This window comes from Mesorhizobium bavaricum (assembly GCF_056781655.1).
In genome coordinates this window covers 436,377-457,900 of the sequence record NZ_CM165566.1, presented here as the reverse complement: position 1 = coordinate 457,900, position 21,524 = coordinate 436,377, and the positions used below count along the sequence as shown (strand labels likewise).

Sequence of the window (21,524 nt, the reverse complement as noted above, 5' to 3'; positions counted from 1 at the left end):
ACTGCATGCCCTGGCGATTGGCGCAAACGCCCATCGCTTTGTCATCATCGGGTCTCCGCGTCCGCTTCGCTCGCGGATGACGATGTTGTTTCGGCCAACCCCGAGTTTTTGGTCCACCCGAAACGAACGATGAAATTCGGTCGACAAGAGGCTTCCAACCCGTCAGATCGCCGGTGCAGCGCTACTAGCGTTCGCCGTTCAGCGGCTGTAATCCATCACCATGATCAACGTTTTGCGTTCGCCCGATTTCCAGCAGAGCCAGAGACTGCGCCTCAACACGCTGATCCGGCTGCGCTGGCTGGCCATCGTCGGCCAGAGCGTGACGGTTCTCGTCGTCGCCTACGGCTTGAAATTCCCGCTGCCTGTCAGTCTCTGCTTCGCGCTGATCGCCTGTTCGGCCTGGATGAACCTGTTTCTCGCCTTTCACTTTCCGGCGGCGCACCGGCTCACCCCGCTCGCGGCCTTCGGCATCCTCATCTTCGACAGCCTGCAGCTTGCCGGCCTGCTTTACATGACCGGTGGTCTCACCAACCCGTTCTCGCTGCTGATGACCGTGCCCGTCGTCATTTCGGCGACATCGCTGCCCCTGCGCTTGACCGCGATTCTCGGTGGATTGGTGATGGCGGCGGCGACTCTGCTGGTCTTTGTTCATCTGCCGTTGCCCTGGCATGAAGGCGCGCCGTTGGCGATGCCGTTCATCTATGTCGCCGGTATCTGGATGGCGGTGCTGTCCTCGATCGCCTTCACCGCCATATATGCCTTCCGGGTGGCCGCCGAGGCGCGGCTTCTGGCCAATGCGCTTGCCGCCACCGAACTGGTGCTGCAGCGCGAGCAGCACCTTTCGGCGCTCGACGGGCTGGCGGCGGCCGCCGCGCACGAGCTTGGCACGCCGCTCGCCACCATCACGCTTGTCGCCAAGGAGATGGAAAAGGCGCTCGGCAATGATGCGAAATACGGCGAAGACGTCAGGCTGCTGCGTTCGCAGAGCGAGCGCTGCCGCGAGATCCTCAAGCGCCTGACCAGCCTGTCGTCCGAGGGCGAGGCGCATCTTTCCCGGCTGCCGCTGACCTCGCTGGTCGAGGAGGTCACCGCCCCGCATCGCGACTTCGGCATCTCGATCAAGCTTCGGCCTGGCGAGCGCATCGGGCCCGAACCCGTCGGACGCCGCAATCCGGGCGTCATCTACGGCCTCGGCAACCTGGTCGAGAACGCCGTCGATTTTGCCCGCAAGAGCGTCACCGTGCGCTGGAGCTGGGACGACACCACTGTGGCCTTCTCGATCATCGATGACGGGCCAGGCTTTCCGGCTGAGATCATCGACCGTATCGGCGAGCCCTATATGTCGACGCGCCAGGGCACGGAAGCCGGCGGCGGCCTGGGGTTGGGGCTGTTTATCGCCAAGACGCTGCTCGAACGCTCGGGCGCGACGCTCGATTTCCGCAATTCGAGCGGCCTGGGCGAGGGCGCCGTGGTACAGATATCGTGGCCGCGTGGTGTGTTCCTCAATCCGGAAATCACCTCGGCCAGCATGTTCGACACCGCCTGAGAGCCTTGCAAGGGCTCGAAGAATTGGACAATCAGGCTCAGGAACTATATCTGCGTAAAATTAAGGCAGCAGGAATTTTGCGACTATGACAGGCGACGAAAATATTGGCGCAATGGTTGAAGGCGAGGACACCTCGCTGCTCATCGTCGATGACGACAAGCCGTTCCTCACGCGTCTGGCCCGCGCCATGGAAACCAGGGGCTTCGTGGTCGAGACGGCCGAGAGCGTCGAGGAGGCGGTCGCCAAGGCGCGCGCCAATCCGCCCGCCTATGCCGTGGTCGACATGCGGCTCGGCGACGGCAACGGCCTCGACGTGGTCGCGGCGATCCGTGAGAAGCGCGACGATTCCCGCACCATCATCCTGACCGGCTACGGCAACATCGCCACCGCGGTGACCGCGGTGAAGCTCGGCGCCATCGATTATCTCTCCAAGCCCGCCGATGCCGACGACATCTTCGCCGCGCTCACCCGCACGGCAGGCGAGCGCGCAGCGCCTCCGGAAAACCCGATGTCGGCCGACCGCGTCCGCTGGGAACATATCCAGCGCGTCTATGAAATGTGCGAGCGCAATGTTTCCGAGACGGCGCGCCGGCTCAACATGCATCGCCGCACCTTGCAGCGGATACTGGCCAAGCGCGCGCCGCGCTGAGAGACTGTTTGGAAATCCGCTCTGGCGGCCTCTGGGGGTGTTTTCTGCGCTTCCGTTGCTCACGGACCGATGTCCGCTGCGCTACGGTTCTCGAAACCACCACCATATGACTCGCTATAACGAATTTCGAAACAGTCTCTGAGACGCCGAAACACGGTCTGGTACTTGCCCGGCTGACGGGGCATCATCGCGAATGACGCCAGCCAACAGGCGGCATGACGGAGGCGACATGCGGGACTTGAAGCAGCGGCCGGTTTCCGTCTTCCGCGAATTTCTCGATGGCGAGGCGGCCGGCGGCATCATCCTGATGGTGGCGGCGGCTCTGGCCCTGATCGTCGCCAACTCGCCGCTCTCCGAAACCTACTTCTCGGCGCTCCACGCCTATCTCGGCCCGCTCAGCGTCTCGCACTGGGTCAATGACGGGCTGATGGCGGTGTTCTTCCTGCTCGTCGGGCTGGAGATCAAGCGTGAGGTGCTGGACGGCCAGCTTTCGACCTGGCCGCGCCGCGTCCTGCCCGGCATCGCTGCCGCCGGCGGCATGGTGGTTCCGGCGCTCGTCTATGTCGCGATCAACCGTGACAGTGCGGCGGCACTGTCCGGCTGGGCGATCCCGACCGCCACCGACATCGCCTTCGCGCTCGGCGTGCTGTCGCTGCTCGGCAGCCGTGTGCCGGCGTCGCTGAAAGTGTTCCTCACCGCGCTGGCCATCATCGATGATCTCGGCGCCGTCATCATCATCGCCATCTTCTACACCAGCGGCCTGTCATCAGCCTATCTCGGGGCTGCTTTCGCCGTCATTGCCGTGCTCGTCGTGCTCAACCGCATGCGGGTGATGACGCTGCTGCCCTATCTCGTGCTCGGTGCCGTCCTGTGGGTGCTGGTGCTGAAATCGGGCGTCCATGCCACACTTGCCGGCGTGGCGCTGGCGTTGACCATTCCGCTCGAACGCTCCGCCGGGATCAGCCACGATCTCGACCATTCGCCGCTGCACCGGCTCGAGCACGGCCTGCACAAGATCGTTCCCTTCGTCGTCATCCCGATCTTCGGCTTTGCCAATGCCGGCGTTTCGCTCGCCGGCCTGAGCGTCGGCGCGCTGATCGAACCGTTGACGCTGGGTGTCGCCGCCGGCCTCGTCGTCGGCAAGCTGGTTGGCGTGTTCGGCTCCTCGGCACTTGCCATCCGGTTCGGCCTTGCCGACCTGCCGGCCAATGCCGGTTGGTCGCACCTGGTCGGCATCTCGCTGCTGTGCGGCATTGGCTTCACCATGAGCCTCTTCATCGGCCTGCTCGCCTTCGCCAGCGACGCGGCACTCCAGGACGCGGTCAAGGTCGGCATCCTCGCCGGCTCCTTCATCGCCGCCATCCTCGGCGCCGCCGTGCTTTTGATGGCGCCGGCTGCGGATGGGGCGGAGGAGAGCGAAGAGTAGGCTGGTCGGCAAACTCCGGGTTCTGTGAACTACTCGCTCTCACCCTCCAGCGCCGGCACCGACACGCCGGCAAGCTCGGCCGCCAGCAGCCGCGAGGCACCGGCCCGCGCGATCCGCAGCATCAGTGCCTTGCGCGTTGCTGCCGCCATGCGGTGCTCCGGCGCGTCGCGCAGGATTTCGGCGCCGTAGCCGTCGGAGAGGATGAAGCCGCACTCCTCCGGAAAGATCTCCGAGGGCACGCCGGGATGCGTGGCGAAGAAGAAGCGGTCGGAATGCAGCCGGTAATCCGGCCATTTGCGGTCGACCCGGAAATCCTCGATCGACGATTTGATCTCGATGATCCAGATGTCGCCCTGGCGCGTCAACGCGACGAGGTCGGCGCGGCGGCCGGTGGCCAGCGACAGTTCGGGTAGCACATGCGCGCCCATCTCCATCAAAAGCCGCTGCACGCCGCGCCGCACCAGCATGGCGCGCTCCGACTGACGACCGTCGATGAGGGGGTTGATTGGGATAGGGGAGATGATCGGCATGGCGGCACCATGCCAGATTCTGTTCACGGTTTGAACCCGCCTTATTGGGGCGATTATGTACTTTACAAACACGGCGTGTCGGTGCTAGTGTGAAACCACACTAGAGGCACGGCAATGAGCATCCTTTCCGAACCCCATTTCCACAACGAAGAAGCTGCTTTTGAGCGGCTGGAAGCGATTGTTTGGCCGGAAGGTCCGGTTTGTCCGAAGTGCGGCAACTGCGAACAGACGCGCATTACCCGCGTCACTGGCGCGACCGCTCGCACGGGCCTTCGCCGCTGCTTGGAGTGCAAGAAGCAGTTCACTGTGAAGGTCGGAACCGTGTTCGAGTCCAGCCACGTTCCGCTGCATAAGTGGTGGCAAGCAGCGCACCTTCTGGCGTCCAGCAAGAAGGGTATCAGCGCTCACCAACTGCACCGAACTTTGCAGGTCCAGTACAAGACCGCGTGGTTCATGTTCCATCGCTTGCGTGAGGCAATGCGCTCTACTGACTTCTCCCCGATGGGCGGCGAAGGCAAGCACGTCGAAGTTGATGAAACCTATATCGGTCGCCTGAAAGGCACCACGGTGAAGCCCGGCGGCGGCGCTCACAAGAACACAGTTGTTACGCTTGTCGAGCGCGGCGGCATCGCCCGTTCTTTCCATGTCGATACCGCTCGCATGGGCAACATCATGCCTATAGTCCGCGCCAACATCGCCAAGGAAAGCGCGCTCATGACCGACGAGAGCGGCATCTATCGTCGCGCCGGTCAGGACTTCGCCTCTCACGATTTCGTCACGCACTCCAAGGACGAATATGTTCGCGGCGACGTTCATACGAACACGGTCGAAGGCTACTACAGTATCTTTAAGCGCGGCATGAAGGGCGTCTATCAGCATTGCGGCGAGCAGCATCTTCACCGCTATCTGGCAGAGTTCGATTTCCGCTACAGCAACCGCATCGCGCTTGGCGTCGATGACAAGAACAGGACGGTCAAGGCTATGGCTGGTATCGTTGGAAAGCGCCTCAAATACAGGGACTCGTCTCCGGCTTCGATCTAAGGAGGAGACAGCAAGCGAGAATGGCCACGCGCAAACTCACTGGCGTTGAATACCGCTTCAAGATCGAAGCCTATACGCCCGAATCCATGCCTATGGCGCGCTTGGCCGTTTACATGGCCGAGCTGGCTGTAATTCTTGGTGAGGAGAGCGCCGTTCATTTCACGCACCTTGAGCGCGGTAGTACGGTCATGGTCCAACGGATCGACCGTGAAGCCGTCCCGAAGGTCCGCGACAGGGTTGCGCGCGTGCGCCGGCAGCAAGGTGCGCCGGATGACGCGTTGAGGGCGTATCGCGCCATGAACCGGCTTCTTCGGGAAGACAACGGCGTTGCCGTGCTTGAGGAGAAGAAGGGCGTCGTAATCGAATTTCCTGGCATCAGGGATGAGAAAGAGAAGTACCCGCCGGTTAAGCAGCACGGGACGCTGGACGGCATCCTCATCGCGTTCGGCGGCAATGAGACGGTGCACATTCGCCTGCGCACCGAGAATGAGATTGTTTCCGGCATATCCACAACCGACCGCCAGATTGGCAAGGAGCTTGCCCGCTATTTTGATGAGCCGGTTAGGCTGATCGGAATAGGGACTTGGCTTCGCGACGACGAGGGCCGCTGGAACCTTCTAGGCTTCAAGGTGGAAGGCTTTGTGCCGCTAGAGGGCGGAACCCTCACAGAGGCTCTAAACCAAATCAGATCCTTGCCGTACGAGTTCGAGCAGGGCGCTTTCGATGAACTAGAAACCCTGCGCCACGGGCCAGCCGAAACGAATGGTAGTCATTGACGCAACAACGTTGATGTTGCTCCTCCGCCCGGGTGTTGGCACCCCGAGCGGCGCTGCTGGAATCCCGATAGAGAAGCCGATTGAGCGGCTTAACTTCCTAGTCGAAAACTTGGAAAAAGCGCGCACGAAGATCATCATTCCCACTCCGGCTCTAAGCGAAATATTGGTTCGTGTGATTCCGACCGAAGCGGAGCGGCTGGTTGAAGCCATCAATGCTAAGGCTATCTTCCGTATCGAGCCGTTTGACGTAAGGGCTGCAATCGAAGTGGCCGCGATGACCCGGAATTCGGCCGATGGCGGCAAGCGCCCGGGAAAGCGAAACGAGGCATCGACGCACGCCAAGCTGAAATATGATCGACAGATTGTCGCCATAGCGCTCGTCACAAAGGCGACAGCGATTTATTCAGATGATCGCGGCATTCGAGCAGTAGCGGCCCGTGCCAACATCCAGGTTATTGGCTTGGCAGACCTCGAACTGCCTCCCGAAGACGCGCAATACAAACTCGAACTTGAACCTTGGAAGATCAAAGATGGCAGCGAAGATCAGCCAATCACCGCACCGCCCCTCGCGGCCAGTAGCGAACCCGGACCAGTCGAGAGCGTTCTTGGAGACGGCCCGGGAGATTGAAGCCGACGAAGAGAGTTCGGCTGCCGATGGCCTAATGGGCAAGCTGGCGCACATGCCGCCCGCTCCGAAGCCGAAGCCGAAGCCGAAAGGGATAGCAAAAGATAACAAATGAACGGGTAGTGGGTCAGTTGAAGCCCATGCGAACGCGGTCGCGCTCCACTTCATGTACTACAATTTTGTTCGCATCCATGCGACCTTGCGCATGACCCCGGCGATGGCCGCTGGCGTGACTGACAAGCTTTGGGAGATCGGCGATATCGTTGCGCTGATCGAAGCGAAGGAAGCCGAAAAGCCGTTGGTTCGCGGACCCTACAAGAAAGTACGAGAGGCTAAGTGAGCGTTCATATATTAAAAATTGTAGCTTGTGCGGAGAGGCATCATGAATATCCCGATGGGGAACGCCACGCGCTCTTGGTTTTTGCGAATGCCGACGATTTGGAGGCCGCGCTTTCATCGACGCCACGGTTTCTTACCACATGCGGTTGGGAGCAGATCGAGCTGAGAGACGCAAAAAAACTTGCAATTGAAATTTCTTCGATCGGCGATGAAGCCTTGCGAAATGCTGCGGAGACTGCGCTGCAACAAGGTTTTGGAATCGTCGTTTACGCGAATCCTGTTACCGATCTGAACTCCTGAATTTCAAACTGACCCACTACCCGAAAATCGTAACGGAGAAGGAAGCGATGCAGACCGTGAGGTTGCTGGCGGACGGTAGAGCGCTGACTCAAGCGCTATTTGATCTTGAAGGTCTTCTTGAACTTGGCGGTGGCCTGATCGACCTTACGGAGCTCCCGGTTGAATTGGGACGTGTCCAAGTCGAAAGTGTCACCGCACTTGGCACATTTGATCTGCTTGTGCGTCTTCAGCCATCCGATGGCCTTCTTGTTCACCTTGCCGCAGCTAGGGCAAGGAATGCTGATATCAGCCTTGTCTAATAGACCAGTGGTCATGAACCTCTCCCGCTTTCTAACGCGAGGGAAACTACCATTTATGGCCCGTGTTTGCAAAGTACATAATCGCCCTTATTGGGGCGATTATATCGTTTATGGAGGTCTGAGTGGGAATTGAACCCACTACGTCGGTTTTGCAGACCGATGCGTCACCGTCCCGCCTTCAGACCTTCGTGCCTCTATGCCCAATCCATGAGCGCTTAGTCAACCTGTCGGCAGGCGCTACCCAGCCGTAGGGGAATGGCTACAGGACCTGTAAACAAAGGCGATTATCCGGTTGACAAACCCGGATCGCAAAATGGCCGACGCGTGCTGTCGGATAATGCCCGTGCCGGCCACTCTCGCGGCGGACTTTAGGGAGCGCCGTCGCTAAAATTGGCGCTCCAAAAAGGGGTGGACAACGCACCATGGCGGCTTGCGTTTGCGCTCGACTGGCGCAACCCTCACCTAGGGGAAGTGAGGAAGCATGAGCAGCTTAGGCTTGTGGGTCGTATTCGTGACGGCGACCATGGCGATCCTTTACCTGTTGTCGTATGTCTCGATCAGGATGTAGGGGCAGCAGCGCTTGGCGCGTGACTTAACTGCGCGGCGCCACCCAGCCGTAGGGGGATGGCACCCGCCCTACGATCAGGTCATATTGCTCGGCACCCCCCCGTTCTCATTTGGCTGGGAGCGCTAGTCGCCCGGATGCACCCAAAAGAAGTCAGGCATTGGTCCTTGAAGGCCTGACTTGCAGGGCATACCGTCGCTTCAATGGGGATGGGCGACGCGACATTGAACGACAATAAAGGCGAGCAGCTGTGGGCCTTTGACCTTGACGCTCTGCGCAAGGCATTCGGAAAGTCCGTTCAGGAACACAAAATCACGGCAGCCGATTGGGGGGAACACGCCAAGCGGTTCCTCGAAAAACAGAGAGATCGTCAGCGCGAATTGACGCCCAGCCGTACGGGCTCAAAGTAAGCTGCTATCGATCGAATCCAGCTTTTGATCGAATCCTGTTGATGGCCTCCCCGATGACGTCTGCTGTCGTCATATCGAGGGCGACGTCCGAGCAATTGCAGGAAAAGTGTGAAGCGGGTGCCCTTCTTCACGCTCATTCACTCCTCGTTTCACGTTCGCGGACCCGACAGTCGCGCAACCAGGCAGCGATTTCAGCGGACCAGCCGTTTCCCGGCTGCAAAAGAATGGCCGGTGCAGGGATGCTTGGGTTGAAAGCGCGCCACACCGGCCATCGCGGGAATCCCCGCAATGCCCAGATTATAATCATATTAGCGGTGGCTCAACTAAGACTGAAGTCCCTCCCGGCACCCATCGGCAGGAAATGAAATGACCGGGGGCGGCTGGGGCTACCTTGGGGATGCGAAGGCGCACTGGTCATTGCAGGAAGGTTTTGACCTCCTCCGCGCTGCTGGAACTATGAGCATATTATCAATCGCGCAATTAAGCCTATGGCGGTGCCCAGCCGCAGGGGACCACGCTATCGGCCAATTCAAAAAAGCAGGCCTCAATCATCCAGCCAATATGCTCGAAAACAACCGAACTGGGGCGCGATCCCCAGCCGCCGTTTGGCGTCAAATTCCATCTCGGACAGTGCCCAGGGTGAGTTGTTCTCAATCGCGTCAGGTACAATGGTATACCCTTCGGCGACCAACTGCAGTCGCATTTCCTCGTAGTGCCTTTTGAAGCCATTCTTGATTTTGTTCTGCGGATACCGCCGCCCGTGCATGCATTCCTGGCTCAGGATGTCGGAATACCGCAGGGCGCTGGCCATTCTCACTGCATCTTCGAAGATCGGCTTGTAGGGTAGCTTGTCCTTGGACCAGCATCGTTCTGCCGACGCCACCAGCGTCGCGGCCAACAGGCCTGCCAGGAACTTCCCCACTTTGGTCCCTTCCGACCAGGGAGACGTGAATTAGCCACAGTTAATATTACGGTAAATCCTCCTAGTTTCCAAATGATGCTCCCGCCAGACGCTTGGCGCCTATGCGCCCGACGAAGCATCCCTGCCGCTGAGCAACACCGCGCCCGCCATGTCATCCAGGATCGGGCAGTCCGGCCTTTCGTCACCATGGCAGGCGTGGATCAGCGTCTGCAGGGTCGAGCGCATCGACTGCAGTTCGCGCACCTTTTCCTCGATCGCCCTGACATGGGCGGCGGCGATCTCGCGCACGTCATGGCTGGCGCGGCTCCGATCCTTGTAGAGCGCCATCAACTGGCGGCAATCGTCGATGGAAAAGCCGAGATTGCGTGCACGCCGCAGAAAGGCCAGCCGGTGGATGTCGTCGCTGGAATAGTCGCGGTAGCCGTTGGCGGCGCGCGCAGGGGCGATCAGGCCGATCTCTTCATAGTAGCGGATGGTCTTGGCCGGCAGGCCTGAATGGTGGGCGGCGTCACCGACATTCATGACGATTGTCCTCGATTTTTAATAGGCTTGCGGACGGGGCCATTGAATTTACTTCACAATCCTGCGAGGCCTGTTGCCGAAATGCCATAGTGGTGCGCTTACCAGCACGCAAGCCACAGCATATAGGCATCGCGTGCTTGGCAAGCAAAGCAAATGCCAGCATGAATGCTGGTGAGAAGGCGGCCGACTCGTGCCGCCGAAGTTGGGGCACCGGATCACCTGATGCGCATGAAGTCGCTTGCAATCGTCGCCGCACTGGCGCTTTCCACTGCTATCGCCGGTTGCAGCAGCATCGGCATGCAGATGTTCTCCAACGACTACGGCGCGGTCACCGACGCCGGTTACCAGCTGCCGCGCATTCCGATCGAGAAGGTGCCGATGAGATATCATCGGCAAGAGGTGAATTACGACACCAAGGAAAAGCCGGGCACCATCATCGTCGATACGCAGAACAAGTTCCTCTACTTCGTCGAGGGTGACGGCCGGGCAATTCGCTACGGCATCGGCGTCGGTCGTGAGGGCTTCGAGTGGCACGGCACCGCCCATATCGCGCTGAAGCGCGAATGGCCGACCTGGACGCCACCTTCGCAGATGATCCACCGCCAGCCGGAACTGGCCAAGTTTGCCGGCGGCATGGAGCCGGGCCTGAAGAACCCGCTCGGTGCGCGCGCCATGTACCTGTTCAACAGGGGCGGTGATTCGGGCTATCGCCTGCATGGCAGCCCGGAATGGAATTCGATTGGCAAGGCGATGTCATCAGGCTGTATTCGCTTGATGAATCAGGACATTATCGACCTCTATGACCGCACCTCGGTTGGTGCCAAGGTCATTGTTCTTTAGACCATGATGCCGAAACCGGTATCGGTTTTTGGCAGATAGAGGCACCTTTCATACGCGGACCGTCTAGGCAACAACGGACGTCCCAAACAGAAAACCGGGCAATTTGGCCCGGTTTTTTGTTTCTGCGTTTGAATCTGTTTTGCCGGCAAAGCGGCCAGCAGAACGAGCGATCAGGAGACCTGCTCGACCTGCTGCACTTCCGGCACGAAGTGGCGCAGGAGATTCTGGATGCCGTGCTTCAGTGTCGCCGTCGATGACGGGCAGCCGGCGCAGGCGCCCTTCATGTGCAGGAACACGGTGCCGTTCTCGAAGCCGCGGAAGGTGATATCGCCACCGTCCTGGGCGACCGCCGGGCGCACCCGCGTGTCGAGCAGTTCCTTGATGGTGATGACGAGTTCCTCGTCAGCCTTGTCGTAGAACTCACCGGTCAGGCTAGTCTCGGCGGCGGGGCCGGCCTTGACCATGACAGGCGCGCCGGACATGAAATGCTCCATGATGGCGCCGAGGATCGCCGGCTTCAAATGCTGCCAGTCGGGACCGTCCTTGGTCACGGTGATGAAATCATAGCCGAAGAAAACACCGGTAACGCCGGGAATCTCAAACAGCCGGCCAGCCAGCGGGGACGCGGTGGCGGCACTGTCGGCATCGCGGAAATCGGCGGTGCCTTCCACAAGCACTTCCTTGCCGGGCAGGAATTTCAGCGTCGCCGGGTTTGGCGTCGATTCGGTCTGGATGAACATGGCCGTCTCCGTGCCCGTTTCGGGCAACCAGTTTGGAATAATTCTAAATAGGCTCTATTGGCTGGACATTCAAGCGAAACGCATCGCCGGAACGGCCGGCTGGCGGAATGTTTTTGCGACCAGTACCACACTTTGAGATGTGTTGAGATTCAGGTCAGGCCGGCATCACCTGAATACCAGCACACCTCAGGCGAGGCTGTCGATCTCCTCGTCTGAGAGGTTCTGCGGCACCACGGTCACCGGGATCGGGAAGGCGGCACCCTTGCCGGCCACGGCGCCGACCAGCGGTCCTGGCCCTTCCTTGCCGGCGCCGGCGGCCAGCACCAGGATGGCGATGTCCTGGTCTTCCTCGATCAGCTTGTGGATCTCTTCCGTCGGCTTGCCTTCGCGCACCACCATCTCCGGCTCGATGCCAAGCTTCTGGCGCACCTTGTTGGCATAACCGTCGAGCGCCGCGCGCGCCGTGGCGTTTGCCTCCTCGCGCATGATCTTCTCGACCCCCAGCCAGTGTTGGAAATCGTCCGGCTCGATGACATAGAGCAGCACCAGCATGCCGCTGGTGCTCTGTGCCCGCTTCGAGGCGTAGGCGACGGCGCGCTCACATTCCGGCGTGTCGTCGATGATCGCCAGGAACTTGCGGCGATGGCCGGCTTCACGGCTGAGGCGTTTGGAGACCATGTCTACCTACTCGGTGTCATTGCGGCCGCAATCTGCCACCGCCGCAGACCGGCGGCAAGCCGCCGGCCTTATGCCAGTGTGGTGCAGTGCACTCGAGTTGGGATCAGTCCTGCAGCAGCCCGATGATGTCGCGCACCGTCTTCATCGTTGCTTCGGCCAGCACGCCGGCGCGCTCGCCGCCGTCCCTCAGCACCGCGTCGACATAGGGGCGATCGTCGGAAATGCGGCGCATCTCGCTGGCGACCGGCGCCAGCTTTTCCACCGCAAGGTCGGCCAGCGCCGGTTTGAACACCGAAAACTGCTGGCCGGCGAACTCTTTCAGCACGTCTGCCTTCGACATATCGGCGAGACCCGCATAGATGCCGACCAGGTTTTCCGCCTCAGGCCGGCTGGCCAGACCGTCCAGTTCGCTCGGCAACGCTTCCGGGTCGGTCTTGGCCTTGCGGATCTTCTTCGAGATGGCGTCGGCATCGTCGGTCAGGTTGATGCGCGACAGGTCCGACGGATCCGATTTCGACATCTTCTTCGAGCCGTCGCGCAGCGACATGATGCGCGCCGCCGGCCCGCCGATCACCGGCTCGGTCAGCGGGAAATAGCCGTTCACGGTCTCTTCGCCGACCTGCATCTCGACGCCGACGCCAAGGGCGGCGATGCGGTCCGAAAAATCGTTGTTGAATTTTTGCGCGATGTCGCGGGTCAGCTCCAGGTGCTGCTTCTGGTCCTCACCCACCGGGACATGGGTGGCGCGGTAGAGCAGAATGTCGGCAGCCATCAGGCTCGGATAGGCAAGCAGGCCGAGCGAAGCATTCTCACGGTCCTTGCCGGCCTTGTCCTTGAACTGCGTCATGCGGTTCATCCAGCCGATGCGCGCCACGCAATTGAAGATCCAGGCGAGCTCTGCATGCTGCATGACCCGCGACTGGTTGAAGACGATGTGCTTCTTGGGGTCGATGCCCGAGGCCAGGAACGCCGCGGTGATCGACCGCGTCTGGTCGGCGAGATCGTCATAGACGAGCTGTGCCGTCAGCGAATGCAGGTCGACGACGCAGTAGATGCAATCGGAGGTGTCCTGCAGGGCGACGAATTTCTTGATGGCGCCGAGATAATTGCCGAGATGCAGATTGCCGGTCGGCTGGACGCCGGAAAAGACGAGTGGCTTGAAGGCGGTCATGCTTGTTCCCTTGGCTTGTGGAGGGCCGTTTCGCGCGCGGCGAAAGTCTTGCGACGGCGCGCTTATGGACGAACACGACGATACGATCAAGACCGGTTTTGCCGTCATCTTGTCCGGTCTATTCGTCCGGGTTGGCCTTCGCCACCGGCGGCGCCGCTTTGCCCGTTCCCCGCTTGACGTTGCGCCGGATCATGCCGAAATCGGCGCCGCCGGTGGCGAAGGCGGTGATGAAGTAGAGCAGTGCCCCGCCGGTGACGAGCGCCAGAAGCGTCGTCGCCTTGACAACCAGTGGCGCACCGCGGCCGAGCCTGACGGCGAACCAGTGCTCGGCAAAATAGAGCGCTGCCCCCATCACGATCGCCGACAGCACCAGCCGTGGAATGCGTTTCATCAGCGGCACGTCGCGGCCCCAATGGCCACGCCTGATCAGCACGCCGAGCAGCATCAGGGCGTTGACCCAGCCGGCGACGGCGGAGGCGACGGCGATGCCGGGCGCGCCCATTTCCGGAAACAGCGTCAGCGCCGTGGTGACGTTCACCGCCACCGAGATGGCGGCGAACATCATCGGCGTGCGCGTGTCCTCTCGCGCGAAATAGCCTGGGGTGAACGCCTTGATCAGCACGAAGGCCGGCAGACCGAGGCCGAAGATTGCCAGGATCGCCGCCACGGTCGGCGTCGAGCCGTTGGCGGCAAACGCGCCGCGCTCGTAGACCAGCCGCACGATCGGCTCCGACATCACCCAGAGCGCGGCGGCTGCCGGCAAGGTGAGGAACAGCGTGAACTCGACCGAGCGGTTCTGCAGATTGGCCGCCTCGATCAGGTTGCCCGACTTCAGCGCTCGCGACAGTTCGGGCAACAGCACGATCGCGACCGCGACGCCGACCACGCCGAGCGGCAGTTGGTAGATGCGGTCGGCATAGGCGAGCGAGGACACCGCGCTGTTCTGCGCCGAGGCGATCGCCGTGCCGATCAACTGGTTGATCTGGGTGATGCCGCCGGTGATCGCCGCCGGCAGCGCCAGGATCAGCAGCCGCTTGACCGCGGGCGTCATTTTCGGACGGCGGAAGCCGATCGAGATGCCGGCATGGCGCACCGCCACCCAGACGATCGCCAGTTGCACCAGTCCGGCGGCAAGCACGCCCCAGGACAGTCCGTAACCGACTGTGAGGGCGTCGGAGCCCTTGTACCAGGCACAAGCGAGCACGCCGATCAGGATGATGTTGAGAAACACCGGCGCCACCGCCGCCGCGAAATAGCGACGCAGTGAATTCAGCATGCCCGCCATCATGGCGCCCAGCGACATGCAGATCAGGTAGGGGAACATGATCGTCGCCAGCGTCACCGTGGTGTCGAATTTCCCTGGCGTGCCGGCAAAACCCGGCGCCACCAGATAGCGCACGATCAGCGGCATCGACAGTTCCATGACGATGGTCAGCGCCAGCAGCGCCGTGAACAAGACGCCGAACACCTCCTCGGAGAAGCGCTTGGCGCCGTCAGTGCCGTGCGTCTCGATCTCCTTGGCGAACAGCGGCACGAAGGCGGCGTTGAAGGCGCCCTCGGCAAACAGCCGGCGAAAGGTGTTGGGAAACTGGAAGGCGGCGTTGAAGGCGTCGGCGACCGGTCCGGTGCCGAGCGCCGCCGCCATCAGCATCTCGCGGCCGAAGCCGAGCGCGCGGCTCATCAGCGTGCCGGAAGCGACCGTTGCGAATTTCTTGACGAGGCTCATGCTTTTGGGAACTGCCTGCGGAATTGGGACAAAGTGATGGTGGCGATCACTCGGCCGCCGCCTTGGCCTTGCCGCCGCGTTCGGGCACGACGCCTTCAAGCGCCGCCATCAGCCGGTTGCGGATGGTGGCGATGCGGGCCGGACTGTCAATCTTCTGGCCGGTGAGGTCGGTGACGTAGAAAGTGTCGATGACCTTTTCGCCGAAGGTGGTGATGTGGGCCGATGCGATGTCGAGCGACAGGTCGGAAAGCGTTCCGGTGATCTCCGACAGCAGTCCTGGCCGATCCAGCCCCTCGACCTCGATGACCGAAAAACGGTTCGACAGCGCGTTGCGGATTTCGGCCCGCGGCGGGATTTTGAAAACCTTGGCTCCGCGCCGCGGCTTGGTCCGCTTCTCGATCATCTCCGGCAGCCAGCTCTTGCCCGACAGGACATCCTCGATCAGCCGGCCGACGCGCTCAGCGCGCCGACGCTCATCCTCGTCGCGGTCGAATTCCCTTGAAATCAGGATCGTGTCCAGGGCGCGGCCGTCGGCTGTGGTGAAAATCTGCGCGTCGACGATGTTGCCGCCGGCTCCGGCGCAGGCCCCGGCGATGACCGAGAGCAGGCGGGGATGGTCCTGCGCCAGCACGGTGATTTCGGTCACTGCCTCGAACTGGTGGGTCTTGACCATGGTGGCGAGCTTGTTGCCCGAAGCGTCCGCCTCGCGGATGAATTCGGCATGGCGCAGCTGATCGGCAAGATCGACGGTCAGCAGGTAATTCTCATAATGCAGGGCGACATAGCGCTTGCGGGCCTTGTCCGGCCAGGAGGCAAGCGCCTCGGCCAGACGCTCGCGCGCCGCCGCCGTGCGCTGCGCGCGCGACACTTCCGAAAAGCCGCCGGTCAACAGAAGTTCGGTCTCATAGTAGAGCGTGCGCAGCAGCTGGCCCTTCCAGCCATTCCAGACGCCGGGGCCGACGCCCCTGATGTCGCAGACGGTGAGGATCAAAAGCAGCTTCAGCCGCTCGACCGATTGCACGATAGCGGCGAAATCCTCGATGGTCTTGCGGTCGTTGAGGTCGCGGGTCTGCGCCGTCATCGACATCACGAGGTGGTTCTCGACCAGCCAGGCGACGGTTTCCGTATCTGCCGGCGAAAGCCCCATATGCGGGCAGATGCGCCGCGCGATCCTGGCTCCGGCCTCGGAATGATCCTCCGGCCTGCCCTTGGCGATGTCATGCAGAAGCACGGCGACATAGAGCGCCTCGCGGCTCTTCTTCAGGCCTGGCATCAGCGTGTGGGAGAGGGGATGGACCTTCTCGCCGTCGCCGCGCTCGATCTCCGCCAGCACGCCGATGCAGCGGATCAGGTGCTCGTCCACCGTGTAGTGGTGGTACATCGAGAACTGCATCATGGCGACGATCTTGCCGAAATCCGGGATCAGTCGGCCGAGCAGCCCGGCCTCGTTCATGCGCCGCAGATTGAGTTCGGCATTGCGGTCGGAGGTCAGGATGTCGAGGAAGAGCCGGTTGGCCTCCTCGTCGCGCCGCAGCGACTTGTTGACCAGGCCGAGCGAGCGGGTCAGCAGCTTCAGCGCATCGGGGTGGAATTCCAGGCCGTGCTTGTCGGCGAACCAGAACAACCGCAAGAGGTTGACCGGATCGCGCTCGAACACCTGGTCGTCGGCGATGTTGATGCGGTGGTTGTCAACGATGAAGTCCGAGGTGCCGGCAAGCTTGCGCTTGCGCCGCGAGAAGGTGAGGAAGATGCGGTTGAAGCCCGGCACGTGCTTGGCCTGCTCTTCCTCCAGCGCGGCGCAGAAGATGCGGGTCAGGTCGCCGACATCCTTGGCGACGAGGAAGTAGTGCTTCATGAAGCGCTCGACCGCCGACAGGCCGGGATGGCTGGTGTATCCGAGCCTCTCGGCGATCTCGCGCTGGATGTCGAAATGCAGCCGTTCCTCGGCCTTGCCGGTAAGGAAATGCATTTGGCAGCGCACCGCCCACAGGAAATCCTCGGCCTTCTGGAACTCGCGATACTCGCCATCGGTGAAGACGCCCTTGTCGACCAGTTCCTCGCCGGTGCGCACACGGTAGAAATACTTGCCGATCCAGAAGAGCGTCTGCAGGTCGCGCAGGCCGCCCTTGCCGTCCTTGACGTTGGGCTCGACCAGATAGCGGCTTTCGCCGGCCTTGGCATGGCGATCGTCGCGTTCGGCAAGTTTGGCCTGGACGTATTCGGGGCCGGTCGTACGCACCACCTCGTGGTCGAAGCGCAGCATCAGTTCGTCATAGAGCTTGAGTTCGCCCCACAGGAAACGCGCCTCGAGGATCGAGGTCCGGATGGTGACGTCGTTGCGCGACAGACGCAGGCATTCGTCGATGTTGCGGGTGGCGTGGCCGACCTTCAGCCCGAGATCCCACAGCATGTAGAGCATGTATTCGACGGTTTGCTCGCCCCACGGCGTCTGCTTGTAGGGCAACAGGAACAACAGGTCGATGTCGGATCCCGGCGCCAACGTACCGCGGCCATAGCCGCCGACCGCGACGACGGCCATGCGCTCCGCCGAAGACGGGTTCTTGACCCGGTAGACATGCGTGACGGCGAAATCGTAAAGCGCCCGGATGATCTCGTCCATGAGATGCGACAGCCGCGCCGCACAGGCACGGCCGCCGCCATCGTCGCGCAGCATGCGTTCGGCAACGGCGCGTCCGTCAGCCAGCCGCCCCTTGAGAAGCTGGAGCACACCGCTGCGCGCGGCCTGTCCGGAGCCGTCCCCGGCCGTGGCCGCGGTCAGCGCCGTCATCTCGCGGCGCAGGGCCTCGCCGTCGATCAGTTCATCGAGCTTCAGGGAGATTTTCGCCATGGGTACCGGTTGGCCTCGCCTTTTCGGCGGCGTCTATAGCGCTTTTTCGCGCTTGTGGGTATGGGCAGGACGGACACGCTTTCCGTGGTGGTTGAACGGGATGGTCTTTCCTCGTCTCAACTGGAAGATGTCGAAAATTTGCCGCCATATCCGCCCGGCTTCGTTCGCGAATTTCGCCAGCGGTGCCATTTTTTGCCTTTTGGACTTGCCGTTTTCGCGCTCGTCGCTGAGCAGGCTCTGCAATCCCATCGATTGTTCGCTCAGGAACCGATCCTGTATGCATAGCGCCGGCAGCATCTGGTAGATCGTCTTGCTCGACGATATCGCGAACCCCGGATCGAACAGGATGTGATCGACGGGACTGTCGATATCCCCTGTCGCTTCGAGCAAGTCGCGTGCCGCCTGTCTTGAAACGATGTAGCCGGCCGCACCGAGATGGGCTCGATGGAGCCTGGCCACTGAAAAGCCATGGCCGATGGAGGCGCGCTTCATGGCGATCACGGTTCTCTTGAAGGTCTCGATCTTGACGATATCGGCATCGGCGGGGATCCATCTGGCATCGGCGAGCAATGGCCCCGCTACCTCGGACAAGACAGTATCGTCCTCGAAGATCGCGCCATAGGCATCGTCGCCATCGGCGATCTTTGCCCAGCAGGCTTTGTGGCTGAGGAAACAGGCGATCTCGGTGTTGGCTAGACGCAACTGCGTCAGCGGATTGAGCCGCATCGGTATTTCCGCCAGGTCGGGCCGACCCTGGGCATCGACCGCCGCGACTCGTTCGAATTCAATGCCGATACGGGCAAACTCCGCCGTCATATGGGCAAGCCGGTCCGGGGACCGGTCGAGGTTGATAAGCAGGCACTTCATTGCAAATGGAATCGATGCCTTTGGAGTGTCGATCGGCGGGTCCATAGCACAAGACGCCATCGCGTATTCGACTTTCTTTGACGTGGCTCGGCGCCCGCAACGGCATAAGGAAAAAGAAATTATGCCCTTGACCTTCCAGTTACTGGAAGCACTACCTCCGCATTGAAACGCGGCATCGAGGCATTTTTGAATGAAGCATTCAGACCATCATCATCACTCGCAGGGCGGCTGCTGCGCGGCGAAAGCTGCAGTTGGAGACACGGCCGTGGTGCGGGATCCGGTCTGCGGGATGGTCGTCGCTCCAGCCGCCGGCAAGCCGACAGCCGCGCATCATGGCCATCTCTATCATTTCTGCAGCGAAGGCTGCCGCGCGAAATTTGTCGCCGAGCCGGAGAAATTCCTGGCGGCCACCGATCCGGTCTGCGGCATGACCGTCGACCGTGCGACAGCGAGGCATTTTGTCCGTTACGAAGGTCAGGGCTTCTACTTCTGCTCGGCCGGCTGCCAGGCGAAGTTCGAGGCCGAGCCGCAAAAATATCTCGGCGGCAGGGCCGCACCGCAGCCAATGCCCAAGGGCACGCAATACACCTGCCCGATGCATCCCGAAATCATCCGCGACAAGCCCGGCTCCTGCCCGAAATGCGGCATGGCGCTGGAGCCGATGGGCGTGCCATCGGGCGATGAGGGGCCAAACCCCGAGCTGGTCGATTTCACCAGACGATTCTGGGTCAGTGCCGCGTTGTCGGTGCCGTTGCTGATCGTCGCCATGGCGCCGATGCTCGGCCTGACCTTCCAGGCCTTTGTCGACGAACGGACGATGGTCTGGCTGGAACTGGCATTGGCCAGTCCCGTCGTCTTGTGGGCGGCGCTGCCTTTCTTCCATCGCGGCTGGGATTCGCTCGTCAACCGTAGCCCCAACATGTGGACGCTGATCTCGCTCGGCGTTGGCGCGGCCTATCTCTACAGCGTCGTCGCGACGCTGTTTCCGGATATTTTTCCGCATCAGTTCCGCGGCCACGGCGGTGCGGTGCCGGTCTATTTCGAGGCTGCCGCAGTCATCGTCGCGTTGGTCTTCCTCGGCCAGGTGCTGGAATTGCGCGCCCGTGAAATGACCGGGTCGGCAATCCGCGCCTTACTCGATCTCGCGCCGAAGACAGCGCGGCTGATTGACGCCGGCGGCTCCGAAACCGACGTGCCGCTCGACGCGGTCAAGGTCGGCGATCGTTTGCGCATCCGTCCCGGTGACGCCGTGCCGGTCGACGGCACCGTGCAGGAGGGCCACTCCTCCCTCGACGAATCGATGATCACAGGCGAACCGTTGCCGGTCGAAAAGACCGAAGGCGATACCCTCACCGCCGGCACGCTCAACAAAAACGGCTCGCTGATCATGCGCGCCGAGCGGATCGGCGCCGAGACGACGCTGGCGCGCATCGTCGAACTCGTCGCCAAGGCGCAGCGCTCGCGCGCCCCGATCCAGGGCCTGGCCGATCGCGTTTCCTTCTACTTTGTCCCGGCCGTGGTGCTGGTCGCGATCGCGGCCTTTGTCGCCTGGGCGATCTTCGGACCCGAACCCAGCCTGATCTTCGCCATCGTCTCGGCGGTGTCGGTGCTGATCATCGCTTGCCCCTGCGCGCTCGGTCTCGCCACGCCGATGTCGATCATGACCGCCACCGGGCGCGGCGCCCATGCCGGCGTGCTGATCAAGGAAGCCGCCGCGCTCGAACGCTTCGCCTCCGTCGACACGCTGATCGTCGACAAGACGGGAACGCTGACCGAAGGCCGGCCGAAACTGACCGATGTCGTTGCCGCCACAGGCTTTTCCGAGGACGAGTTGCTGGCCCTTGCCGCCGGCCTGGAAAAAGGCTCGGAGCATCCGCTGGCCGAAGCCATCGTCGAGGGCGCCTCGATGCGCGGCCTGGAGATCGCCGACGCCAGCGGCTTCGAGGCGATCACCGGCAAGGGCGTTTCCGGTACGGTGTCGGGAAAGAAGGTCGCACTCGGCAATGCGGCGATGATGGCCGATCTGGACATCGATGTTGCCTCCTTCTCGGCCAGGACCGAAACGCTGCAGACCGAAGGCAGAACCGTGATGTTTGTTGCCGTCGGCAACAAACTGGCCGGCATCGTCGCTGTCGCCGATCCGGTCAAGGCGACAACCGCCGAGGCGATCCGGGCGCTGCATGACAGCGGCTTGAGGATTGTCATGGCGACCGGCGACAATGAACGCACGGCAAAAGCGATCGCCAGGAGCCTTGGAATCGATGAGGTTCGCGCCGGCCTGTTGCCGGAACACAAGGCCGCCCTCGTCGAGGAGCTGCGCGCCACGGGCAAGGGCGTCGCCATGGCCGGCGACGGCGTCAACGATGCACCCGCCCTTGCCGCCGCCGATGTCGGCATCGCCATGGGCACCGGCGCCGACGTCGCGGTCGAAAGCGCCGGCATCACACTGGTCAAGGGCGATCTCAACGGCATCGTGCGGGCGCGCACCCTGGCTCGGGCGACGATCCGCAACATCCGCCAGAACCTGTTCTTCGCCTTCCTTTACAACGTGCTCGGCGTGCCGGTCGCCGCCGGCGTGCTCTATCCGCTCACCGGCACGCTTCTGTCGCCGATGCTGGCGGCGGCTGCGATGAGCCTGTCGTCGGTGTCGGTGATCGCAAACGCATTGCGGCTGAGAACGTTGAAACTCTGAGCAAAGCCCCCA

At 61.9% G+C, this 21,524-nt stretch carries 20 protein-coding genes, 1 tRNA gene and 1 pseudogene; 11 read left to right on the top strand and 11 right to left on the bottom strand.

Annotated features, from left to right (window positions below; genetic code table 11):
- Window positions 1–220: 220 nt before the first annotated feature.
- The 3 genes from AC1RZR_RS02235 (at window position 221) to nhaA (ending at window position 3,621) form a co-directional block, all read left to right on the top strand.
- Window positions 221–1,546, top strand: a complete 1,326-nt coding sequence (locus tag AC1RZR_RS02235; protein ID WP_477272379.1) for an ActS/PrrB/RegB family redox-sensitive histidine kinase — start codon at window positions 221–223, stop codon at window positions 1,544–1,546.
- A gap of 85 nt (window positions 1,547–1,631) precedes the next feature.
- Window positions 1,632–2,195: an ActR/PrrA/RegA family redox response regulator transcription factor gene (locus AC1RZR_RS02230; RefSeq protein ID WP_477272381.1), complete on the top strand. Its 564-nt coding sequence runs from the start codon at window positions 1,632–1,634 to the stop codon at window positions 2,193–2,195.
- 229 nt (window positions 2,196–2,424) lie between these two features.
- Window positions 2,425–3,621, top strand: a complete 1,197-nt coding sequence (nhaA, locus tag AC1RZR_RS02225) for a Na+/H+ antiporter NhaA (protein ID WP_481827506.1) — start codon at window positions 2,425–2,427, stop codon at window positions 3,619–3,621.
- A gap of 29 nt (window positions 3,622–3,650) precedes the next feature.
- Here the strand turns inward: nhaA and AC1RZR_RS02220 are convergent, their stop codons facing one another.
- The gene (locus tag AC1RZR_RS02220; RefSeq protein ID WP_477273100.1) at window positions 3,651–4,151 is read right to left on the bottom strand and encodes an MmcB family DNA repair protein; all 501 of its coding nucleotides are present in this window, start codon (window positions 4,149–4,151) and stop codon (window positions 3,651–3,653) included.
- 114 nt (window positions 4,152–4,265) lie between these two features.
- On the opposite strand from AC1RZR_RS02220, the gene AC1RZR_RS02215 reads away from it, so the two are divergent.
- From AC1RZR_RS02215 to AC1RZR_RS02195, 5 genes and pseudogenes are all read left to right on the top strand, one after another.
- Complete coding sequence (locus AC1RZR_RS02215; protein ID WP_481827505.1) at window positions 4,266–5,192, top strand: IS1595 family transposase; 927 nt, start codon at window positions 4,266–4,268, stop codon at window positions 5,190–5,192.
- Window positions 5,193–5,212: 20 nt separating this feature from the next.
- The gene (locus tag AC1RZR_RS02210) at window positions 5,213–5,968 is read left to right on the top strand and encodes a hypothetical protein (protein ID WP_481827504.1); all 756 of its coding nucleotides are present in this window, start codon (window positions 5,213–5,215) and stop codon (window positions 5,966–5,968) included.
- Entirely contained in the window at window positions 5,955–6,596 is a 642-nt protein-coding gene (locus AC1RZR_RS02205) for a PIN domain-containing protein (RefSeq protein ID WP_481827503.1), read from the top strand. Before AC1RZR_RS02210 ends, AC1RZR_RS02205 begins: the two co-directional genes overlap by 14 nt.
- 118 nt (window positions 6,597–6,714) lie before the next feature.
- Window positions 6,715–6,933, top strand: a pseudogene (locus AC1RZR_RS02200) (IS1 family transposase); the annotation flags it as partial.
- A complete protein-coding gene (locus AC1RZR_RS02195; RefSeq protein ID WP_477272388.1) occupies window positions 6,930–7,232 on the top strand; it encodes a hypothetical protein in 303 nt (100 codons plus the stop codon). The pseudogene AC1RZR_RS02200 and the gene AC1RZR_RS02195, both read left to right, overlap by 4 nt.
- Before the next feature lie 95 nt (window positions 7,233–7,327).
- Here the strand turns inward: AC1RZR_RS02195 and AC1RZR_RS02190 are convergent, their stop codons facing one another.
- Together AC1RZR_RS02190 and AC1RZR_RS02185 are read right to left on the bottom strand one after the other, a co-directional pair.
- Window positions 7,328–7,546 carry a hypothetical protein gene (locus AC1RZR_RS02190; protein ID WP_481827502.1) on the bottom strand — a complete coding sequence of 73 codons (219 nt, stop codon included), beginning with the start codon at window positions 7,544–7,546 and terminating at the stop codon, window positions 7,328–7,330.
- Window positions 7,547–7,642: 96 nt separating this feature from the next.
- A tRNA-Cys gene (locus AC1RZR_RS02185) sits at window positions 7,643–7,716 on the bottom strand.
- 604 nt (window positions 7,717–8,320) lie between these two features.
- Here AC1RZR_RS02185 and AC1RZR_RS02180 point away from each other — a divergent pair.
- A complete protein-coding gene (locus tag AC1RZR_RS02180; protein ID WP_477272398.1) occupies window positions 8,321–8,506 on the top strand; it encodes a hypothetical protein in 186 nt (61 codons plus the stop codon).
- 544 nt (window positions 8,507–9,050) lie between these two features.
- Here the strand turns inward: AC1RZR_RS02180 and AC1RZR_RS02175 are convergent.
- Both AC1RZR_RS02175 and cueR read right to left on the bottom strand, forming a co-directional pair.
- The gene (locus AC1RZR_RS02175) at window positions 9,051–9,428 is read right to left on the bottom strand and encodes a hypothetical protein (RefSeq protein WP_481827501.1); all 378 of its coding nucleotides are present in this window, start codon (window positions 9,426–9,428) and stop codon (window positions 9,051–9,053) included.
- A 99-nt stretch (window positions 9,429–9,527) separates the two neighbouring features.
- Window positions 9,528–9,950 carry a Cu(I)-responsive transcriptional regulator gene (gene cueR / locus AC1RZR_RS02170; RefSeq protein ID WP_481827500.1) on the bottom strand — a complete coding sequence of 141 codons (423 nt, stop codon included), beginning with the start codon at window positions 9,948–9,950 and terminating at the stop codon, window positions 9,528–9,530.
- Window positions 9,951–10,172: 222 nt separating this feature from the next.
- Here cueR and AC1RZR_RS02165 point away from each other — a divergent pair, with 222 nt between their 5' ends.
- On the top strand, window positions 10,173–10,790 hold the full coding sequence (locus AC1RZR_RS02165) for a L,D-transpeptidase (protein WP_477272404.1): 618 nt from the start codon (window positions 10,173–10,175) through the stop codon (window positions 10,788–10,790).
- A 170-nt stretch (window positions 10,791–10,960) separates the two neighbouring features.
- Here AC1RZR_RS02165 and AC1RZR_RS02160 read toward each other — a convergent pair whose 3' ends face one another.
- The 6 genes from AC1RZR_RS02160 to AC1RZR_RS02135 all read right to left on the bottom strand — a co-directional run bounded on the left by AC1RZR_RS02160 (window position 10,961) and on the right by AC1RZR_RS02135 (window position 18,820).
- Window positions 10,961–11,530: a NifU family protein gene (locus AC1RZR_RS02160; RefSeq protein ID WP_477272406.1), complete on the bottom strand. Its 570-nt coding sequence runs from the start codon at window positions 11,528–11,530 to the stop codon at window positions 10,961–10,963.
- 186 nt (window positions 11,531–11,716) lie between these two features.
- The gene (locus tag AC1RZR_RS02155; RefSeq protein WP_477272408.1) at window positions 11,717–12,208 is read right to left on the bottom strand and encodes a universal stress protein; all 492 of its coding nucleotides are present in this window, start codon (window positions 12,206–12,208) and stop codon (window positions 11,717–11,719) included.
- A gap of 103 nt (window positions 12,209–12,311) precedes the next feature.
- Complete coding sequence (trpS, locus tag AC1RZR_RS02150) at window positions 12,312–13,379, bottom strand: tryptophan--tRNA ligase (RefSeq protein ID WP_477272410.1); 1,068 nt, start codon at window positions 13,377–13,379, stop codon at window positions 12,312–12,314.
- Between the two features lie 118 nt (window positions 13,380–13,497).
- On the bottom strand, window positions 13,498–15,105 hold the full coding sequence (gene murJ, locus AC1RZR_RS02145) for a murein biosynthesis integral membrane protein MurJ (RefSeq protein ID WP_481827499.1): 1,608 nt from the start codon (window positions 15,103–15,105) through the stop codon (window positions 13,498–13,500).
- Between the two features lie 46 nt (window positions 15,106–15,151).
- Window positions 15,152–17,953: a [protein-PII] uridylyltransferase gene (locus tag AC1RZR_RS02140; RefSeq protein WP_477272414.1), complete on the bottom strand. Its 2,802-nt coding sequence runs from the start codon at window positions 17,951–17,953 to the stop codon at window positions 15,152–15,154.
- Window positions 17,954–17,986: 33 nt separating this feature from the next.
- On the bottom strand, window positions 17,987–18,820 hold the full coding sequence (locus tag AC1RZR_RS02135) for a glycosyltransferase family 25 protein (RefSeq protein ID WP_477272416.1): 834 nt from the start codon (window positions 18,818–18,820) through the stop codon (window positions 17,987–17,989).
- Between the two features lie 190 nt (window positions 18,821–19,010).
- Between AC1RZR_RS02135 and AC1RZR_RS02130 the strand changes: the two genes are divergently transcribed.
- A complete protein-coding gene (locus AC1RZR_RS02130; RefSeq protein WP_481827498.1) occupies window positions 19,011–21,512 on the top strand; it encodes a heavy metal translocating P-type ATPase in 2,502 nt (833 codons plus the stop codon).
- Window positions 21,513–21,524 lie beyond the last annotated feature (12 nt).

Excerpts from the sequence above, each read along its gene's own strand:
- AC1RZR_RS02220 (WP_477273100.1), bottom strand. The coding sequence starts at position 4,151 with ATGCCGATCATCTCCCCTATCCCAATCAACCCCCTCATCGACGGTCGT.
- AC1RZR_RS02155 (WP_477272408.1), bottom strand. The coding sequence starts at position 12,208 with ATGGTCTCCAAACGCCTCAGCCGTGAAGCCGGCCATCGCCGCAAGTTC.
- AC1RZR_RS02205 (WP_481827503.1), top strand. The coding sequence starts at position 5,955 with ATGGTAGTCATTGACGCAACAACGTTGATGTTGCTCCTCCGCCCGGGT.
- AC1RZR_RS02230 (WP_477272381.1), top strand. The coding sequence starts at position 1,632 with ATGACAGGCGACGAAAATATTGGCGCAATGGTTGAAGGCGAGGACACC.
- AC1RZR_RS02235 (WP_477272379.1), top strand. The coding sequence starts at position 221 with ATGATCAACGTTTTGCGTTCGCCCGATTTCCAGCAGAGCCAGAGACTG.
- nhaA (WP_481827506.1), top strand. The coding sequence starts at position 2,425 with ATGCGGGACTTGAAGCAGCGGCCGGTTTCCGTCTTCCGCGAATTTCTC.
- AC1RZR_RS02140 (WP_477272414.1), bottom strand. The coding sequence starts at position 17,953 with ATGGCGAAAATCTCCCTGAAGCTCGATGAACTGATCGACGGCGAGGCC.
- trpS (WP_477272410.1), bottom strand. The coding sequence starts at position 13,379 with ATGACCGCCTTCAAGCCACTCGTCTTTTCCGGCGTCCAGCCGACCGGC.
- murJ (WP_481827499.1), bottom strand. The coding sequence starts at position 15,105 with ATGAGCCTCGTCAAGAAATTCGCAACGGTCGCTTCCGGCACGCTGATG.
- AC1RZR_RS02190 (WP_481827502.1), bottom strand. The coding sequence starts at position 7,546 with ATGACCACTGGTCTATTAGACAAGGCTGATATCAGCATTCCTTGCCCT.
- AC1RZR_RS02210 (WP_481827504.1), top strand. The coding sequence starts at position 5,213 with ATGGCCACGCGCAAACTCACTGGCGTTGAATACCGCTTCAAGATCGAA.
- AC1RZR_RS02160 (WP_477272406.1), bottom strand. The coding sequence starts at position 11,530 with ATGTTCATCCAGACCGAATCGACGCCAAACCCGGCGACGCTGAAATTC.
- AC1RZR_RS02130 (WP_481827498.1), top strand. The coding sequence starts at position 19,011 with ATGAAGCATTCAGACCATCATCATCACTCGCAGGGCGGCTGCTGCGCG.
- cueR (WP_481827500.1), bottom strand. The coding sequence starts at position 9,950 with ATGAATGTCGGTGACGCCGCCCACCATTCAGGCCTGCCGGCCAAGACC.
- AC1RZR_RS02165 (WP_477272404.1), top strand. The coding sequence starts at position 10,173 with ATGCGCATGAAGTCGCTTGCAATCGTCGCCGCACTGGCGCTTTCCACT.
- AC1RZR_RS02135 (WP_477272416.1), bottom strand. The coding sequence starts at position 18,820 with ATGAAGTGCCTGCTTATCAACCTCGACCGGTCCCCGGACCGGCTTGCC.
- AC1RZR_RS02215 (WP_481827505.1), top strand. The coding sequence starts at position 4,266 with ATGAGCATCCTTTCCGAACCCCATTTCCACAACGAAGAAGCTGCTTTT.